Annotated in this window: 11 protein-coding genes and 1 pseudogene; 4 read left to right on the top strand and 8 right to left on the bottom strand. The window is 69.8% G+C overall.

All coding sequences use genetic code 11. The features are described from left to right. Positions 1–72: 72 nt before the first annotated feature. Positions 73–201 (bottom strand): annotated as a pseudogene (locus Raf01_RS47785) (short-chain dehydrogenase); the annotation flags it as partial. Between the two features lie 95 nt (positions 202–296). Further along, complete coding sequence (locus Raf01_RS47780) at positions 297–740, bottom strand: hypothetical protein (RefSeq protein WP_203924837.1); 444 nt, start codon at positions 738–740, stop codon at positions 297–299. Between the two features lie 125 nt (positions 741–865). On the opposite strand from Raf01_RS47780, the gene msrB reads away from it, so the two are divergent. Both msrB and msrA read left to right on the top strand, forming a co-directional pair. Then, positions 866–1,345: a peptide-methionine (R)-S-oxide reductase MsrB gene (gene msrB / locus Raf01_RS47775; RefSeq protein WP_203924836.1), complete on the top strand. Its 480-nt coding sequence runs from the start codon at positions 866–868 to the stop codon at positions 1,343–1,345. After that, the gene (gene msrA / locus Raf01_RS47770) at positions 1,342–1,896 is read left to right on the top strand and encodes a peptide-methionine (S)-S-oxide reductase MsrA (protein WP_203924835.1); all 555 of its coding nucleotides are present in this window, start codon (positions 1,342–1,344) and stop codon (positions 1,894–1,896) included. The genes msrB and msrA overlap by 4 nt, the downstream gene beginning before the upstream one ends. 622 nt (positions 1,897–2,518) lie before the next feature. Here the strand turns inward: msrA and Raf01_RS47765 are convergent. Next, the gene (locus Raf01_RS47765; protein ID WP_203924834.1) at positions 2,519–3,484 is read right to left on the bottom strand and encodes a hypothetical protein; all 966 of its coding nucleotides are present in this window, start codon (positions 3,482–3,484) and stop codon (positions 2,519–2,521) included. Then, the gene (locus Raf01_RS47760) at positions 3,481–5,280 is read right to left on the bottom strand and encodes an outer membrane protein assembly factor BamB family protein (RefSeq protein WP_203924833.1); all 1,800 of its coding nucleotides are present in this window, start codon (positions 5,278–5,280) and stop codon (positions 3,481–3,483) included. Before Raf01_RS47760 ends, Raf01_RS47765 begins: the two co-directional genes overlap by 4 nt. Positions 5,281–5,818: 538 nt before the next feature. Here Raf01_RS47760 and Raf01_RS47755 point away from each other — a divergent pair. Continuing rightward, positions 5,819–6,082 carry a hypothetical protein gene (locus Raf01_RS47755; RefSeq protein ID WP_203924832.1) on the top strand — a complete coding sequence of 88 codons (264 nt, stop codon included), beginning with the start codon at positions 5,819–5,821 and terminating at the stop codon, positions 6,080–6,082. A 255-nt stretch (positions 6,083–6,337) separates the two neighbouring features. Here the strand turns inward: Raf01_RS47755 and Raf01_RS47750 are convergent, their stop codons facing one another. Then, entirely contained in the window at positions 6,338–11,329 is a 4,992-nt protein-coding gene (locus Raf01_RS47750; protein ID WP_203924831.1) for a LamG-like jellyroll fold domain-containing protein, read from the bottom strand. A 49-nt stretch (positions 11,330–11,378) separates the two neighbouring features. Further along, a complete protein-coding gene (locus tag Raf01_RS47745) occupies positions 11,379–11,558 on the bottom strand; it encodes a hypothetical protein (RefSeq protein WP_203924830.1) in 180 nt (59 codons plus the stop codon). 98 nt (positions 11,559–11,656) lie between these two features. On the opposite strand from Raf01_RS47745, the gene Raf01_RS47740 reads away from it, so the two are divergent. Continuing rightward, positions 11,657–14,530: a helix-turn-helix transcriptional regulator gene (locus Raf01_RS47740; protein WP_203924829.1), complete on the top strand. Its 2,874-nt coding sequence runs from the start codon at positions 11,657–11,659 to the stop codon at positions 14,528–14,530. Between the two features lie 483 nt (positions 14,531–15,013). On the opposite strand, the gene Raf01_RS47735 is transcribed toward Raf01_RS47740, so the two are convergent. Next, on the bottom strand, positions 15,014–15,649 hold the full coding sequence (locus Raf01_RS47735) for a hypothetical protein (RefSeq protein WP_203924828.1): 636 nt from the start codon (positions 15,647–15,649) through the stop codon (positions 15,014–15,016). 57 nt (positions 15,650–15,706) lie between these two features. Continuing rightward, positions 15,707–16,773: integrase core domain-containing protein (locus Raf01_RS47730; RefSeq protein ID WP_203924827.1), on the bottom strand; the 1,067-nt coding region annotated here is incomplete at its 5' end.

The following is a 16,773-nucleotide window of genomic DNA, read 5'->3' as shown; positions in this document are numbered from 1 at the left end:
CTCCTGCATCAAACCAGGTTAGCGAAGACCACAACGGTTCATGGACAGCGATCGTTACGAGACGTCACTTAGGCGGGTGCTGCGGCCCGTGGCATACACCGTCGCCCCGGCCGCGCCGAGCTGTACCGCGATCTGGCGACCGGCTCCCCGCGTCGCCCCCGCCACCAGGGCCACCCTCCCGCGCGATGATTCCTTCGTCATACCGTCCACACTGATACCAAAACCTGACAGCTCCCGTCCGGATTTACGCCGGCCGAACGGAACCGACTTGCACCCGCCGGCCGCAGACGTTCTCATCACTCCTCGTCGCCATCGTTGAGCTGGCCTCGTGGGTCGCCGTGACCGACCTGCGGCGCCATGGGCCGACCGCGGACCCAGACTCTGCCGGAGTGGACGGCGTTCCACCCGTCTGGTAGGGCGATGGTCCGTTGGAACCACGTCGATGGGTTACCGTTGATCAAGTGCAGCCCGGTTAGCCCATACAGGCAACTGGTCAGCAAGCCGCCCAGGTTGCCCGTGAACGGACCCGCGCGCGGGTGGTCGGGGAACACGGACGGGCTGTACTCCAAGGTGATCGTGTAGGGGTCGATGATGAATTGCCCGTGCCCCTGCTCGAACAGTTCTAGTGACCTGACTCGGTCGCCGAGACGGGCGGCGAACGTTCCGAGCAACGCCGAGAGCAGCGGCTGTCCCGCGTACCGGTGCGCCCTGGAGACGTAGAACTCCAGGGTCCGCCACAACCTGGCCCCCCATCCGAGCCTGAGATCGCAGTCACAGCGTGTTCTCAGGAGCCCGGGACCAAAACAATTCTTCGCGGTGTTATTTACGGTGACGCCGCGGCCAGCGACGCCAGAACGGAGAGATCGTGTCGTACGACTACCGCAAGACCCCGGAGGCGCTGAGCCGCCTCACCGACCGCCAGTTCCGCGTCACGCAAAAGGACGGGACCGAGCCCGCGTTCCAGAACGAGTACTGGAACAACCACGAGCCCGGCATCTATGTAGACGTGGTCTCCGGCCAGCCACTGTTCTCGTCGATCGACAAGTACGACAGCGGCACCGGTTGGCCGAGCTTCACCAAGCCGATCGTGGCGGACGCTGTTCGCTCCGAGACCGACAGATCGTTCGGAATGATCCGCACCGAGGTGCGGTCCACGGGGGCGGACAGCCATCTCGGGCACCTGTTTAATGACGGTCCCGCCGACGCCGGCGGCCAGCGGTACTGCATGAACTCAGCCGCGCTCCGCTTTGTCCCGGTTCCGGAGCTTGAGGCACAGGGCTACGGCGAGTACGACTCGCTGTTCGAGACGACCGACACCACCAGCACCGAGGAGCACCCTTCATGACCAGCGGAATCCGCGACACCGGCCAGGTCACCCGCGAACCGGGCACCGAGACGGCCGTCCTCGCCGGCGGCTGCTTCTGGGGAATGGAGGACCTCATTCGTCGCCAGCCCGGCGTGCTGGACACGCGTGTCGGCTACACCGGCGGAGAGAACGATTATGCGTCGTACCTCAACCATCCGGGGCACGCCGAGGCCGTCGAGATCGTCTTCGATCCGGCGCAGACGACCTACCGCGACATCCTGGCGTTCTTCTTCCAGATCCACGACCCATCGACCCTGAACCAGCAGGGCAACGACGTCGGCAAGAGCTACCGCTCAGCGATCTTCCCGCTCACCCGCGAGCAGGAGCAGATCGCCCGTGACACGATTGCGGATGTCGACGCGTCGGGTTTGTGGCCGGGTAAGGCCACGACGACGATCGAGCCGGCCGGTCCCTTCTGGGAGGCCGAGCCGGAGCACCAGGATTACCTCATCACGTACCCGAACGGCTACACCTGTCACTTCCCGCGCCCAGACTGGGTGCTGCCCAGGCGCGCCGCAACCTCCGCCTGACGGTTTCGTTGTGGGGGCGCGTTCATCGCTGGGGTGGTGAACGCGCCCTCACCGGTTTCCGTGACGATATCGCGTCGATCGCCAGGTATATGCACACGACCGAGCGCGGGTGCACGGCGCGAAGCCGGCCGTTTCCCAAAGGCGACCACATTCTGGCTGGGCGCCCGCCGGGCATTTGGGTGGCCTCGACCAGGGCGTTGGCGACCACGCTGGCAAGCACATCCCGCAGCCGCAGCAGCGCGGGGGATAGCAGCGGTGCCGCGTTACGCCGCCGGTTGACCACGAACACGATGGTCAGCGCTACCGCCGCGCCGGCCGCCGGCCGCCGGTCGGCCGAGGCGGGGCTTCGTGGGCGAGGCGACCAAGCTACCGACGTCGTGGATGTTCGGCGACTGTCGCATGTGGACCGCCGCCGCGCGTCAGCGATCGCGCTCGCGTTGGACGGGATCGTGGCCGCAGTGCTCAGCATCGGCGATACCGGCGGCCAGCCTCGTCGGTTAACCGCAGATGCTTCCACCGTCTGCCTGCGGCCTCCGATCCGACCCGACCGCGCCTCCGCAGAATTGCGGCCTTGGCAGACGCGGAACCGTGCCGGCGGAGGGCCGGTAGCGGTGGGCGCCGCTCATGGGGTGGCGACGTGGAAGCCGCGGCCGCCGGTGCCATAGGCGTCGGCGTACGTGATCTGGTATTTGGTGGCGGGGCCGGACAGGGCGAACCAGGTGGTGGCCGGTGCGGACGACGGGGTGTCGTCGAGGTGGCCTGTCGAGTCCAGGTACGAGGTGATGGATTTTCCGCTCAGGTCCACCGAGCGCACCGCGATCAGCCACCAGTACGCGTTCTTAGACGCGGTGAAGTGGGCGTCGACCGTTTCCCAGTCGGTCGAGCTGACATTGAGCTCGTGGCCCGCGAAGTAGTCCACGCCGTTGCGGGTGAAGGCACGACCGGGCGTGTCGAGGTCGACCCGGACGGGCAGCGTTTCGTCACTGCTGCCCGACGAGGTCTTGATGGCCGTTCCCGCGAGGTTCGGTCCCAGGTTCTTGATGATTACTTGGAGCGACAGGATATGGACGGGTTGGCTGCTGGTACCGGTGAACACCAGCCGGACATTGAGATCGTTGCGCGCCGCCCCGCCGTTGGTCTGCAGGAAGGCGGTCATGTCCTTGACCGGGTCGGTGAACCCAGCGCGGAGCTGGGCCGCCTGGGCTCCGTCCGTCAGCGCCCGGGGCAGCGCGAAGACCTGTCCCGGTGGGTATTGGAAGTTCACGGCGGCCATGTAGCCGCGTCCGCTGCCGTTCGCGGTCGCGGTCGGCTCGCCATCGGAGTGGTGCACGATCGTGTTGCCGGCCGTCTGCGCGAGGGTCGTGATGAGGGCCACGAGGCCGGCCAGGATGACCGCGCCGATGGCGCTGATGCCGCGGATCCCGAGGCGCCGTACCACGCGTCGCCGTACGGCACGGCGGCGCCGGCCGGCTCGTTCCGCGTCGGTGGGCTGGGGGCTGTTGGTCTGCGGCTGTGCCGGCGCCGGCTTGTCGGGCCGCCCGTGGTCTGTGCCGGCCGGTCTTACCTTCGGCTTGCTTCTCTTGGTCATGGCCGGCACAGCGTAGCGGTCGGGGCGTTGGCCAATTGGTCGACGACCAGTGGCGCGACCGCGGTGGAGAGCGTCGCGTCGCCGGGGGAGCCGATGTCGATGACGCATCCGCCCGCCACGAGCACAGTGTCAACGACGTGGTTGCCGTTCTGATCTTGGCCAGAATCCCTCGCGTACGCGGTCACTGGCAGGCCGGGCAGAGGTTGGGTGGACCGGGCGTACTCGGACGCGACGGCCGCGGCCTGTTTCCGGTCGGTGGTGCTCCACACGGTGGAGACCGTGATGACGGGTTGGGTGACGTCGCTGGGTGAGAACGTGCACAGCGGTGGGTGTGGAAGCCGCTGCCCGTTGATGGTGACGGGCGAGGCGACCGACACGTACGTCATCTTCGGGTTGCGCGCCTGCAACCGTTGCGTCGTGAGCAGTTGGCAGGCGTCGGGCCATTGTCGTGCGTCGGCTCCCCCGAGCAGTCCCTGATTCGTGCCGGTGAAGTGGAACGCTCCCTCGCTGAAACCGAAGTCGGACGTCGACGGGGTGTCGTAGGTGAGGTAGATCGTGCCCGCGTGCACGTACAGGTCCTGCATGGTGGCGTGCAGCGCCGCCACTTGATGGAATTCGCCGGTCGCGGGGTTGAGCACGGTCATGGTCGAGGACCACAGCGGTTCGGGCAACTGGCCGGTGGCGTACACGAGGCCGCCGTCGAGCGCCAAGTCGTGGACGGACAACGAACGTTGCCAGAGCGGGTGGCCATCCGTGAGATTCAACGCCTCTACCCGTGTCGATCCTTCGGGCTCCGCGTCCGACCCCTCGTGCAGGCCCAGAATGATCCGGTCTGCGTCGGCCAGTGCGCACGGATCGGTTCCGCACCGCGCCTCGCGTGCGGTCTGCAGCACTTTGCCGGTGCTGGTCAGGACGGTCGCGGTGTGAGAGCCGTCGACCACGACCGCTCCACCCGCCGGTAGCGGCTGCGGCGCCCCCCGGGACGGGTCGTCCGGCGGTGCGTCGCCAGGGTCCCACGGGACGTCGCGGTCGGCCAGCTTTGTACCGGCTGCCGGATCGAGGAGGACGAGTCTCGCCGTCGAGCCGCACGTCATGACGACGGCCACTATCTGGTCGTCAGCGGCCGTGTTCTGCGTGTCACATCCGGCGTCGGGTCGCCACGTCCATGCGGTGTGGCCGTTGCGTGGGTGGAGGGCAGCAATCGTCGTGCCGCACTCGAGGAGGACCGTGGCGTGTACCGAGGGCATCACCAGCGGACTCGTGCAGTCCGTGGTGGCTGTCCACTGCCAGCGCAGCGCCCCGGTCTCGGGGTTCACCGCCTCGACACCCTGCTCGTTCATCCCGACCAGGTTGCCGCCGACGATCTGTACTCCGGTCAGGGCGGGTGCGGTCCACAGTGCCTTGCCGTTTGAGAGTCGTACCGCGGTAAGCGCAGCGGTGTCCTCCCGGTTGTACGACACCGCTTCGGAGACGAAGCCTATGCCGTGCCAGGTCACCAAGGAGGTACGCGGCTCCACCACCGTGGTCGCCCAACTGCCGCCCAGCGATCCGCTGTGCCAGCGCCACCGGCCGGACGCGGCGTCCAGAGCGCCCACCTCGGGCGGTGCCTGGATGTCGACCGAGTTGACCTCGATCGTGCGCGTGGTCGGGTCATATCCGTACGGGGCAATGGCATGAAGATTCATCGTCCATGACGCGGTGAGGGTTCCCCCGGGCAGCGCCGATGCCGACTTCTGTGAGACGTGCTGGCAGCCGGATACCACGACAACCAGGGCAAGAAATGCAGCCAGCCGCACCCGGTGCTTCCAAGCGGTAACCCGACGCGGCCGGCGGTCATCAACCGCAGATTGTTCCCCTGGCCGTGGTGAATGCCGTGGCAATGCCACTCCCTCTATGACGAACCCACTGGACCGTGAAGCGCCACCACGAGTGTGACCGGACCTCGCTGGGTGATCGACACCCGAACGGTCGGTCGCACTGTCGAAACGCCGACAGCCGGACATGTTAACGGCATGTCGCTGGTGAGGGTGGCGAGCGGGTCTCCTGCTCCTATCGGTAGGGACCGACCGGGTCGTCCCGCGGTTTTGAACGAGCGTCGCCGAGCAGTGAGCCCGACAGGGCGCACCCCACGCGGATGAACCTCGGCACGGGGCTTCAGCATCAGCCGATGCTGTCGGCCGGATCGCGGCAGTTCCGCTGGGCAGAGCCCGGGGTCGGCCGCTGTCGCGAAGGCGGCAACGGCTGCCACTATTCCCGCGACGCCGATGACGCTGGCAGACACAAGCGCGCTCCACATCATCGCGGCCTCCGAAGATCGTGGTTGCAGTTCTCACGTTGCCTCACCTCCGGGGCGTCGTCCACACGCCGTCCGACGCGGTCGAGTTGATCGCCCGACGTCATGGGGAGCCGGCGTTCGATGCGGCCGTCGCTGCTGCGGAGGCCGGGCCGGACCTGACTAACGACAACCTGTTCAACTCGTGGCAGCAACGCGCCGCACCGATGGGGTACGCAGCGTGGGGGCCGGCCGAACAGGCGCACGCGATGGCTGGCCGGTGGAGTCTGCCGGCCGTCAATGCCTATTTCAGTCTGGGCCTCTAGACGGGGCCCAGTCAGCTGCGGGTGTCAGGGTATGTGGCTTCGGTGGTTCAGCCGGTTCTCCGGCAAGTATCTGGACGCCTACTCGATCAACTATGGCTGGGCAGCCATCTGTCCGTCTGGGACTGCAACCACTCGGGCATCCAGCAGTTCACGCTGCCGTCCTGACCGGCCCGCACGGCGGGATCGACGGCATTCGCAGCGAACGACACCTCTCCGCGCCAAGGCATTGGCAACAGAGAGGTGCCGTTCGTCTGTTTAGAGGTGCAGTCCGATGGCCTTGGCCGCGTTGAGTGCCGCGTTGTAGGTCACCTGGTAGGCACTGTTCACGGCCGCCGTAATAATGCTGGTCGGGTCGAATTGCGAGACGTCGTTGAGCAACTTCATGGCCGTACCGAGCGAGCCCACGTCCGGGAGGAAGGAGTGCAGGACGTTGATCTGGTCGAGCGCGCTGTAGTGGTAGGCGAGTGCCTGGAGCGCGATCCGCGCCTTGTCGTAGGGCGATCCGGTGGGGTCGAGTACCGAGGCCAGCGAATTGCAGGCTTGGTTGAGGGAGAATCCCGTCCCGGTCAGGGTGCCGATCAGCCCGGTGTGGTCGTTACCGAACAGGCCCGTCAGCGCCTGTGTTATCTGGTCGATCTCGTAGTTGGAGGACTTGAGCAGCCCGGCGATCTGGGCGGGTGTCTGCTGGAAGTAGTGGTTCAGGGTCTCGCCGATCTGGTCGAGCTGCCCTTCGGCCCAGGCGAACGCCTTGCGGCCCATGCCTTCCACCCAGGCCTCGGCCGTCGAGAAGAGGGCCATGAACACCCCGGTACCGACCGTGAGGGCGGCCTGGGCCACCTGCTGGGCGAGGGCGTCCAGCGTGGTTGGGACCTTCGACAGGTCCACGCTCACCGTGAAGTTCTGGGTTCCGACGGTGAAGCTTGCCTTGCCGGACAGCGAGGTTCCGGATACTTCGTCCGCGGTGAGGTCCAGGGCAAGGCTGACTATCAGGGCCTGGTTGAAGCCGTCGGCAAGCTTGACCGAGGACCCGTTCGGTAGCTGGGTCCAGACGGGCCCGAAGGAGGGGTTGACCATCAAGTTGCCGGAGGCGCTGCCGTGGAGCCGCGGATGGCTCATCGTGCTGTCCAGCCCGAGCTTGAAGGCGAAGCGACCGAGCCAGGAACCGCTGACGGTCAAGGCGTCCTGGGTCACGGTGACGTCGGCCGTGGCCAGGGTCAGCCCGGCCAGGTCGACCTCGCCGTTGCCGGACAGGTTGAAGGACGGCGACCCGCCCCCCGGGCTCGTGCTGCCGGTGATGTCCCCCGCGACGTTGCCTTTGACCTTGAGGCCGACGACGTTGTCACCGAACAGGTCGAGTTTGCCGGTCAGCGATACGCGGGAGGGGTCGATGACCACGCTGCCGCTGAGGAACTGCCGCTGGTACGGCTGTCCTCGCAGCAGCCATCCGGTGCTGGTGCCGGAGATCCGCACCAGCTCGCTGCCGGTGGCCGGCGGGTCCAGCGGGGGCGCGTCGGCGCCGGGCGGCAACCAGCTCGTCGAGGTCGTGGTGCCGTCGAACCCGGACGGCCCGAGGTCGTGCACGACGGTCCCGGTGCCTTCGTTCAGCGGCCAGTACCCGACCAGGCCGTGCTCGCTGCCGGTGAGGCGCTGGCGCAGCGACGCCTGCACCTCCTGGATCGGGCGCAGGTGGTCCCACACCCGTAGCTCGGCGATTCGGCCCTGCACCTGGCTGCCCTGGACCGGGATTCCGAGCCGCATCCCCGTCCAGGGAGCGGTCGTGGCCATCCCGGTCTTCAGGGCGAGCTGGATGCCGTTCTTGAACAGGATGGCGATGCCGTCCTGGTAGGTGAACGCGAAGTGCTGCCAGGTGTTCAGCTCGACGGTTCCGGCGGGCAGGTCGGCCGGGGTGAAGCGGGTCGCCACGTCGGTGCCGCAGTACACCTCGCCGGAGGCGGTGCTGTGGAACACGAACGAACCCCACACGTCGTTGCCTGAGATGAACTGGTTGTAGTTCGCCAGCCCGGTCGGATACATCCACCACTCGACGCTGAACGCGTGTGGGGTCCACACGGGTCCGGGGGTGCTCAGCCGGGCGGCCGAGTCGCTGAACTGCAGGACGCCGCCGCCGGACGCTGCGCCCGGGGCCGGGCTGATCACGCTGCCGCCGAGCTCGAGAGTGACCGCACCGCCGGCCAGTGCGGCGTCCACGACGAAGGCCATCCTGAGGTCGGTACCGGTGGTGCTGCAGATCGACAGGCCCGACGCGATGCCGGCGAGTCCGGCCAGGTCCGCTGTCCCGTGCAGCGCCACCTCGATGCCGCGCTGCATCACCTCGCCCGGCCGCGGGCCGGTCGGGGTCGCGACGTCGTATCCGGCGGAGAACGACAGCGGCCCCAGGGTCACCGGTTGTCCGGTGGTGGCGGCGTGCAGCAGGTCGTCCGGCAGGGCTTGGAGCAGTTCGTCCAGGCGTAGCGTCTTGAGCCCGTTCAGCAGGTGGGCCAGGCTTCCCAACGCGCTCACGGAGCTGGTCGCGGTGCGGGAACCGTAGGTCTGCCCACCGAGGTAGGCGGGCAATTGCAAGTACGCCGGACCCGCGGTGAGCTGCAGGTCGAGGCTCTGCTGGGCGAACTGGGTCTCGTCGAGCGGCGCCGTTGAGCTGGTGAAGAAGTCCTTGAACTGCCGGTAGAGCGCCAGTGCCCCGGCGACGTCCAGAGTGGGCTCGGGGAAGCTGAGGTGGGCACCGAGGTCCGCCCCCTCGACGCCGCGGTACTCCACGCCCAGGTCGGTGAAGAAGACCGGTGCCGCCACCAGGGCCGCCGGGACCACCAGCAGGGTGACCTGCTCGGCGATGAGCCGGCGGGTCAGCTGCTGGGGATCGGGCAGCCCGGCGGGCGTCCCGGGTAGGGCCAGCAGCGCGGCCAGCGGGAGGAGGTCGAACTGGTCGACGTTGAGGTCGGCCCGAACCAGCAGAGCGGCGCCGCCGAGGATCTCGCCGACCTGCAGGTTCCACAGTTCGATCCCGGTCAGCAGCGGGCCGGTCACTGACAGCCCGGGCAGCAGGAACCGCAGCGGGACGGAGTTCGTCCGGGTGGCGGGGGCATCGCCCGGCCCGTTGACGCTGACCCCGCCGAGCAGAGCGCCCTCGGCGGAGACCCGGAGGTCCACGCTGATCGCGTCCGGCACGTGGAAGTCCAGGTACGGCTTGAGCCGGTCGGGCAGCCGCTCGGCCGTGGCCGCGATGGTCCGCAGCGCGTCCCGCAGGGCGGTCTCGTCCGGCTGGGGCAGCCCGGGAACCTGGGCGAGCGCGGTGAGAATCATCCCGGCCAGCCCGTCGGCGTCCAACCCGGTGACGGCGTCGTAGAGGTTCACGTCGTCCAGCGGCAGGTGGTCGGGGATGAAGGCGTTGACCCGCTGGAGTTCGAGCGCTCGCAGCAGCCATTTCAGCGGGGCCAGCGGCAGGGTCAACGGCCCCTCCCGCTGGAAGGCCGCACGCGCGGAGAAGGTGTCCCCGGAGACGCCGATCGAGGGCACCACGAAGGAGAACGTGCCGACCTCGGGAACTACGACGGTGGCTTGGCGATCGTCGTTGTCCGGCGTGACCGGCGTCAGGATCAGCCCGGTGAACGGTGAGGTCAGCGGGTGCAGGCTGAGCGACGGACCGCCCGATCCCGTACTGCCTCCGGTCGTGGCCGCCAGGGCCAGCCGCTGCAGGGTGTCCGGGTTGGTCTCGTCGTAGACGACGAACACGTCGTGGCCGGTGCCGAAGATCTGGTTGAGCTCGGCCGGGATGCCGATGCCGAGGTCCGCGGCGACGTCGAGGCCGCCGCCACGCGCCCAGCGGACCTCCAGCCGCCCCACCTCGACCGCCGACCGGGCCTGGCTCAGGTCGAGGGTGAACAGGCCCGGGACCTGCAGGTCCGGGAGGTGGAACGGCTGGACCGGCAGCACCGGGTCGACGCTGAACACCACGCCGGCCTCGGCTCCGGTGGTCAGCTGGAGGGTGCCGGTGAGCTCGCCGTCGCGGTGACTCGGCAGCACGGTGCCCAGGCCGGCGGGCAATCCGTCGAACCAGACGACGGCCTCGGCGGACACGGTCCACGTGCTCGTCCCGTCGGCCGTGGTGCGGGAGATGCCGAGGCTGTCCAGTCCGAGGTGTGCCACCACCGACTCGGCCCCGGGCAGCGAGACGGCGACCTCGGCGCCGGTGCCGTCGGTGCCCGGGCGCAGTGCCAGGCTGAGCGCACCGGGTTCGCCCGCCAGGGTCAGGGTGCCGTCGAGGACGATCGCCTGGTCGAGCAGGTCCAGGTGTCCGGCGGCGGACACGCTCCAGCTGTACGCGGCCTGCGGGTCCAGCCGCACGGCGGCCGGTTCCGGGGTCGTGTTGTCAAGGCTGCGGACGACCGCCACGGACAGCGAGCCGAGGCCGAGAGAGCCGGCCCCGGCCAGGTCGACGGGGGCAGCGGCGACCGCGGTCGTGGTGAAGCTGAACTCGCGCCGGGTCGCGGTCTCCTCCAGGGCGGCCGACAGGTCGAAGTCGTCGCCCAGCAGCTCGGCACTCAAGGTCCCGCTGAGGCCCCACCCGTCGTCGTGGTGGAAGCTTAGGGCGAACGAACTCACCTGAAAGCCGTCCGTCACGGTCAGAGTGCCCGCGGAGGCCAGGTCGAGCCGGACGCCCACCGTGGCCGGGGCGTCGGCGGTGTGCTCCAGGTGCAGCCCGACGGTGCCGACCTGCAGCCCGTCACCGCCGAACGGGAGCCTGAACGGGATCTGGCAGGTGGCGTCGCCGGAAAAGGCGCCGGACTGCGGCGTCGCCGTGAAGCTCAGTCCGGTGAAGCCGAGATCGGGAACCTCCGGTGGAAGCGTGGTGCCCGCGCCGACCAAGCCGGTCAGGATTCCGGACAGCCGCACCGGGCCGGCGTCACCGGCGGTCAACGACAGGCCCGCCGTCACGCCGGACAGGTCGCTGCCCAGGGATATCTCGGCCGTGACACCGGACGTTCCGAGCAGGTCCACCGTCCCGGCGATGCCGATCGTGTCCGGCTTGGTGAGGTCGATCCGGGGGTTCCCGATCGGCAGCGCCGGGTTGCCGAACAGCGGCTGCAGCAGAGGGAAGCCGAGCACGTCGTCGGTGAGCTGGAGGGTGCCGTCGGAGGAATGCGCGGACAGCCAGTCCCGCAGCGCGGCGAGTACGTCGGCGGCCGGGGAACCGGTGGTGGCAGCGACGTCGCCGCCCTGGGTGGTGCTCATCATTCGCCTGCTTTCGCGGAAAGACGGATCTGAGTAGCCGGGCCGATGATCACGGTTGTTCCTTCCGTGCGCGTTCGGTGGCAAGCGCGCGCTCCACGGCTCGGATCAGCGCCGTCCAACCGGCGAACGGCTGGTCCGTACCATGTTCGGACCGCAGGGTGCCGCAGATCGGGTCGCCCACCTGCTCGATGTCGACGATCAACCGGATCTGCCGGGGCGCTTGTGTCACCCGCTCAGGGTTTCGCGGGCGCTGCTGGCGCGCCTCAGGGTCGGCACCCTGAAATTTGCGGCTCCCCCGGAACAGCGGTCGACAGTAGGCTGATTGGCGTGCTGCTGGAGCGGGACAGCGAGCTCGCCGCGGTGCGCGACGCTTTGGCTGAGGCTGCCCGCGGCCGCGGCTGTGTCCTGGTCGTGCAGGGGCCGCCCGGCGCCGGGAAGACCGAACTTCTGGCGGCGACGGTGTCCTGCGCGGCCGCGTCGGGCTCGGCCGTCCTGACCGCGCGCGGACGGGAGCTGGAACGGCAGATCGCGCTCGGCGTGGCGGTCGATCTGCTCGGTCCGGCGCTGGCCGGCCTGGGCCCGGCGAAGCGCGACGCCGCGTTTTCCGGCTGGGCCGCTCCGTGCGCCGCACTGTTCGGCCCGTCCCCGGTCGCACCTGACTCCCGGCCCCAGCCCGCGCCCGACACGCTACTGGCCGGCCTGTGCCAGCTGATCGAGTCGCTGGCCTCGATCGCCGCGCCGGATGCCGGGGACAGCGAGCAGGGCACCGGAGGGCTGCTGCTGGCGATCGACGATCTGCAGTGGGCCGACGCGGCGTCCCGCCGGTTCCTCGCCATGCTGGCCGCCCGCGTGGCTGATCAGCCCCTCGTGCTGGCAGCGGCCGTACGCGACGGCGACCCCGACGATCACCATGCCGCGGCGCAGCTGCTGGCCGAGCACCGGCACGGCCGGATCCTGCGGCCGGCCCCGCTCAGCGTCGCCGCCGTCGGCCGGCTGGTCGCGCAGGTGTTTCCGTCCGCCGGCCTGGAGGTCGCCGCGTCCGTCGCCCGGGTCAGCGGCGGCAATCCGTTTTTGGTCGGCGAACTGCTGCACTCCCTGCGCTGCGACGGCGTCGTCCCGGCCGCATCGGCCGTGGACGGCCTCGTGCCGCAGACCGTGATCCGCTCTGTGCTGGCTCGGCTGGGCCGCCTGCCCGAGGACGCCGGCACGCTGGCGGTCTCGCTCGCCGTGCTCGGCGACGGCACCCCGCTGCCACGCGCCGCGGCACATGCGCACCTGCCCCTGGCTGCAGCGGAACGCGCCGCCGACGCGCTGACGGCCGCCCGTCTCGTGCAGCCGGGCAATCCCCTGACGTACGCGCATCCCCTGATCGGCGCGGCCGTCCTCGCCGACATGCCGACGTTCGCGCGGTCCCGGGCCCACCGCCGCGCCGCCGACCTGCTGCTGGCCGCGGGAGAGCCGCCGGAACGCGCGGCCGGGCACCTGTTGGCGACCGAGCCCGAGGGCAGCGCACACGTCGTCGAGGTGCTCGCCGCGGCCGGTTTGCGGGCCTCCGAACGCGGCGACCCGGCCGCCGCGGCGCGTCTGCTGCGGCGCGCCCTGGCCGAACCCCCGCCGGCCGCCCTGCGCGGCGAGTTGCTGCTACAGACCGCCCGCGCGCAACGCGCGGCCGGTGACCTGGCGGCCGCAGCGACCCTGACCGAGTCGCTCACCCTGATCGAGGCACCCTCCGACCGGGCCCGCGCGCTGACCCTGCTGGCCCGGGTACGCCAGGGCGAGAACGACAACTCCGCCGCGGCAGCGGCCTGGGAGGCCGCGCTCGATTGCCTCGAACCCCACGACCCGTGCCGGCACAACATCCTGGCGGAATACCTGACCACCGCAACGTTCCACCCGCCGCTGCGCCGCCGGGCCGAAAAGCACCTCGCTCACGTGCTGGCCGCCGCCCAGCACGGCACGCCACCGGCCCAGCCTGGGCTGGCCGCACACGCCGCGCTCGCGTGCGCGCTCCGCGGCGAACCACCCGAACGGGTGATGCAACTGGCGGCCGCCGCGACCGCCGCCGATCCCCTGCTGGGCGAAGCCGGAGGCAACGGCGTGCTGGCGGGCCTGGTCGTGCACGCTCTGGTGATCGCGGGCGAGTTCGAGGCCGCGGAACGCATCGCCGACGCCGCCTTCGACGCAGCCGGCCGGCGCGGCGATGTCATCGCGTACGGATACGCCGGGTATCACCGGGCACTGGCCCGGCTCAACCGCGGGCGACTAGCCGCAGCGCTGGCCGATGTTGCCGCCGCGCAGGCACCGCACGCTGCCGGCTGGAGCCGGGGATCCGGCTGGAACGCGTGGCTGCTGGCCCGCATCCACCTCGCCCGCGGCGACGTGGCAGCCGCCGCCCGGGCCGCGCAGCCGGCCGTCGAGCCCGCACCGACATCGATGGAGAAGCCGCTGCTCTGCCTGGTGCGCGCGCAGCTCGACCTGGCCGAAGGACGGCCCGCACAGGCTCAACAGGCCGCGCACAGCGCCGCCCGGCTCCTGCGCAAGCACTACGGCGTGGACCACCCCGGACTGCTTCCGTGGCGCACCACGGCGGCGCTGGCCGCGCTCCAACTCGGCGACCGCCGGCACGCCGCCGCGCTGGCCGAACAGTCCCTGGACCGAGCGCGCGAAGTGCACGTGGCCGCCGCGATCGGCTCGGCACTGCGGCTGAGCGGTCGGGTCGCCACGGGTGAACGCGCCGTGGCACTGCTCACCGAAGCGGTCGACGTTCTGCAGCGCACCGCGGCCGGCCTCGAACACGCCTCGGCGCTGGCCGACCTGGCCGCAGCGCAACGCCGCTGTGGCCAAACGCAGGCGGCGACGGGCACGCTGCGCCGGGCCTACGCGCAGGCCGAGACGATGCAGGCCGGCGCCCTGATCGAGCGCACCCGAGTGGAGATCCGCGCGCTGGGCCTGCGCCCCCGGCGCGCCGCCACCTCGGGCATCGACGCCCTGACCGCGGCCGAGTGGCGCGCCGCCGAACTCGCACGCAGTGGCCAGACCAACCGCGCCATCGCTCAGACCCTGTTCGTCAGCGTCAAGACAGTGGAGACCCACCTGGCGAACGCCTACCGCAAGCTCGGCATCGCGGGTCGCGCCGCACTCGACGCCGCACTCGGTCCGCCACTCGACACATCGGACACATCACCGACCCTGGCGACGTGAACCGAGGAGGAACCCCCGGGAAGGGAGATGTGCGCGGCAATAGCGGCATAGCCTCAGAGCCGTGGCGCCCCCACGCCACCCCGGCCCAGATCGACCGGGCACCCAGATCCGATGACCACAATCGCGATGGGAGCAGCACATGGCCTGGGTAGAGCAACGCGGCACCCGACACCGAGTCCGGTTCCGCCTTCCCGACGGCACGGCGTCGGGGCCGGCGGCCGACCGGAGCCCGGGCGGAGTTGGCCACGATCGCGGCGAGGTCGGCGGTGGAGAACCGTAGGTGCTTGCCGAGGAAGGTGCACGGCACCTGGCGGGTCACAGGTTCGCGATCATGTCAGCCATCAGCCGAGGCCGCCGTGTCAAGCGTCAGGTGGGACGCCGGTGTCAAGCATCAGGCGTGACACGACAACGTTTCCGTCTCACCTGATGTTGGACAGCTGGCCTAGGTTTGTGGGAGGGCTGATCGTACTGGACGGTGACCTGTCAGCGGTTGAACCAGACGACGAGGCGGCAGTTTTCATCGCCGTGCAGGCGCCCAAGAACAGCCATGACCTCCCAGACTGGATGCCAGTTGCCTTCGTCGGGGATGGCGTCGCGGCGGGTGAGCCGCTCCGCCCGGAACTGGACATCGCCGTTGGTCCAGACGCTGCCGTCTGGCCAGATATTGGGTGCTGTGCCTGGTTGCGGCATGGACACTCCCTGGGCCTCGAGCGCTTCCCGGGACCATGACGCCTTGCCGCGGAGGATCCACTGCCCGGCGTTGTCGCGTTCGTAGCGGTGCAATCGGGCGTCGGCGTGCTCAGCCGACTCGTTCCAGTCGACCTGCTGGATTTCGTCCCAACCGATCCAGGTCGGCCACAGTCGCCCGGCGTCGGCGTCGGCGTCGCGGAAGCTCTGCTGGGCCTGTTCAGAGGCGTCGGGCGGTAGTCCTCGGTCGGCGGCCACGGGCCGGAACCCGGCGTAGTTCATCACTCCAAATAGGCAGCCGAACGCGTCGTAGTTTCGGGTGGCGTAGAGGCAGTCCAGGCGAGCAGCCGCCTCCCACTCGATCTCGTGCGGCAGGTCGGGCCACGAGGGCCACGGCCGAACCTCGATGAACCCGTCAATGTCGACGCCCACGACCAGAGCATGCCACCGGAGTCCGTCTAGATCATCGGGTTTTGCCGGCACGCACCTCTAGTAATCGATCTTGCGAGGTCGGTGGGCTTTGATGCGGGTGACGGGTTGGTCGGTGGTGCGCCGGACGGTGCGGACGCCGTCGTCGCAGTGGATGGCCAACTCGGTGTCGGTGACGTCGATGGCGACGGTCTTGCCGGCGTGGACGCGGCCGAGGGCGATCTTCTGACCGACGACCATGACCACACCGCTGTTGGACGCGCGGCGTTGCACCGGGATCGGTCCGGTGCGGGGTTGGGGTGGTGGCCCGGCCGGGCGCGCGGAGCGGAGCCGGCCGATTTCGGCCGGGGTCAGCGGGTTGGGGCGGGTGCGCAGCAGCTCCCTCGTGTCGGGGTCGAAGAACATCAGGGTCTGCTCGTCCACCCGGATGCTCACACGGCGCCCGGCAAGGATTTCGGCGGCTATCACGATGTGTTGGCCGAGGGAGACGTTGCCCGCGGCGTTTACGCTGCGGTCGACCTCGACCGCGCCGACTGGGCCATCGCTTGGTGCCACGGGTAGTGGTGGGGGTCCGGCGGGGCGGCCACCGTTGCGCAGCAGGGCGGCCAGGTCGTTGACGGACAGGTGAGAGCGCACCGATTTGAGTCGGGTGCCGGCGATCAGTAGGTGGATGACGTCGGTGTCGGCCCAAAACGTCAGGGTCAGCCCGGAGCGTGCCGGGCCGAGCCAGAACTGTTTCCCGGCGACTTGCAGGTTGCCCGACGGTGGCACGACTCGTTCGAACTCCACCGCGCCCCCATCCCACCGCTGGGGTGGCGCGGCCGGTGGCGGAGCCGGTGATGCGACCGGATCTGGCACCGGTTCGATAACCGGTCCAGGACCCACACCTTGGGCCGTGGGCGGCTGCGGGGTGAGGCCAAGGACGGTCGGCAGTTTGAGCGGCAGCAGCCCGGCCCCGTCGGTGGCGGTGTTCGGGCGGAACCGGGTCGCGGGGAAGGCCATGCCCAGGGATTGGTGGGGCCGGTTGGTGTTGTACTCGTGCAGGAACCCGTCGACCGCGGCTTGCGCGGCGGCCAGGTCCGGGTACTCGCCCGCCTCGTCCAGCAACTCCCGGCGCAGCGTCTGAG

The organism is Rugosimonospora africana (genome assembly GCF_016862975.1).
Taxonomy (GTDB): Bacteria; Actinomycetota; Actinomycetes; order Mycobacteriales; family Micromonosporaceae; genus Rugosimonospora; species Rugosimonospora africana.
The sequence above is the reverse complement of the archived record's forward strand: the minus strand, read 5'-3'. Positions and strand labels throughout refer to the sequence as shown.

Bases quoted from the DNA above. Each gene is read 5' to 3' on its own strand.
- msrA (WP_203924835.1), top strand. From the start codon at position 1,342: ATGACCAGCGGAATCCGCGACACCGGCCAGGTCACCCGCGAACCGGGC.
- Raf01_RS47765 (WP_203924834.1), bottom strand. From the start codon at position 3,484: ATGACCAAGAGAAGCAAGCCGAAGGTAAGACCGGCCGGCACAGACCAC.
- Raf01_RS47750 (WP_203924831.1), bottom strand. From the start codon at position 11,329: ATGAGCACCACCCAGGGCGGCGACGTCGCTGCCACCACCGGTTCCCCG.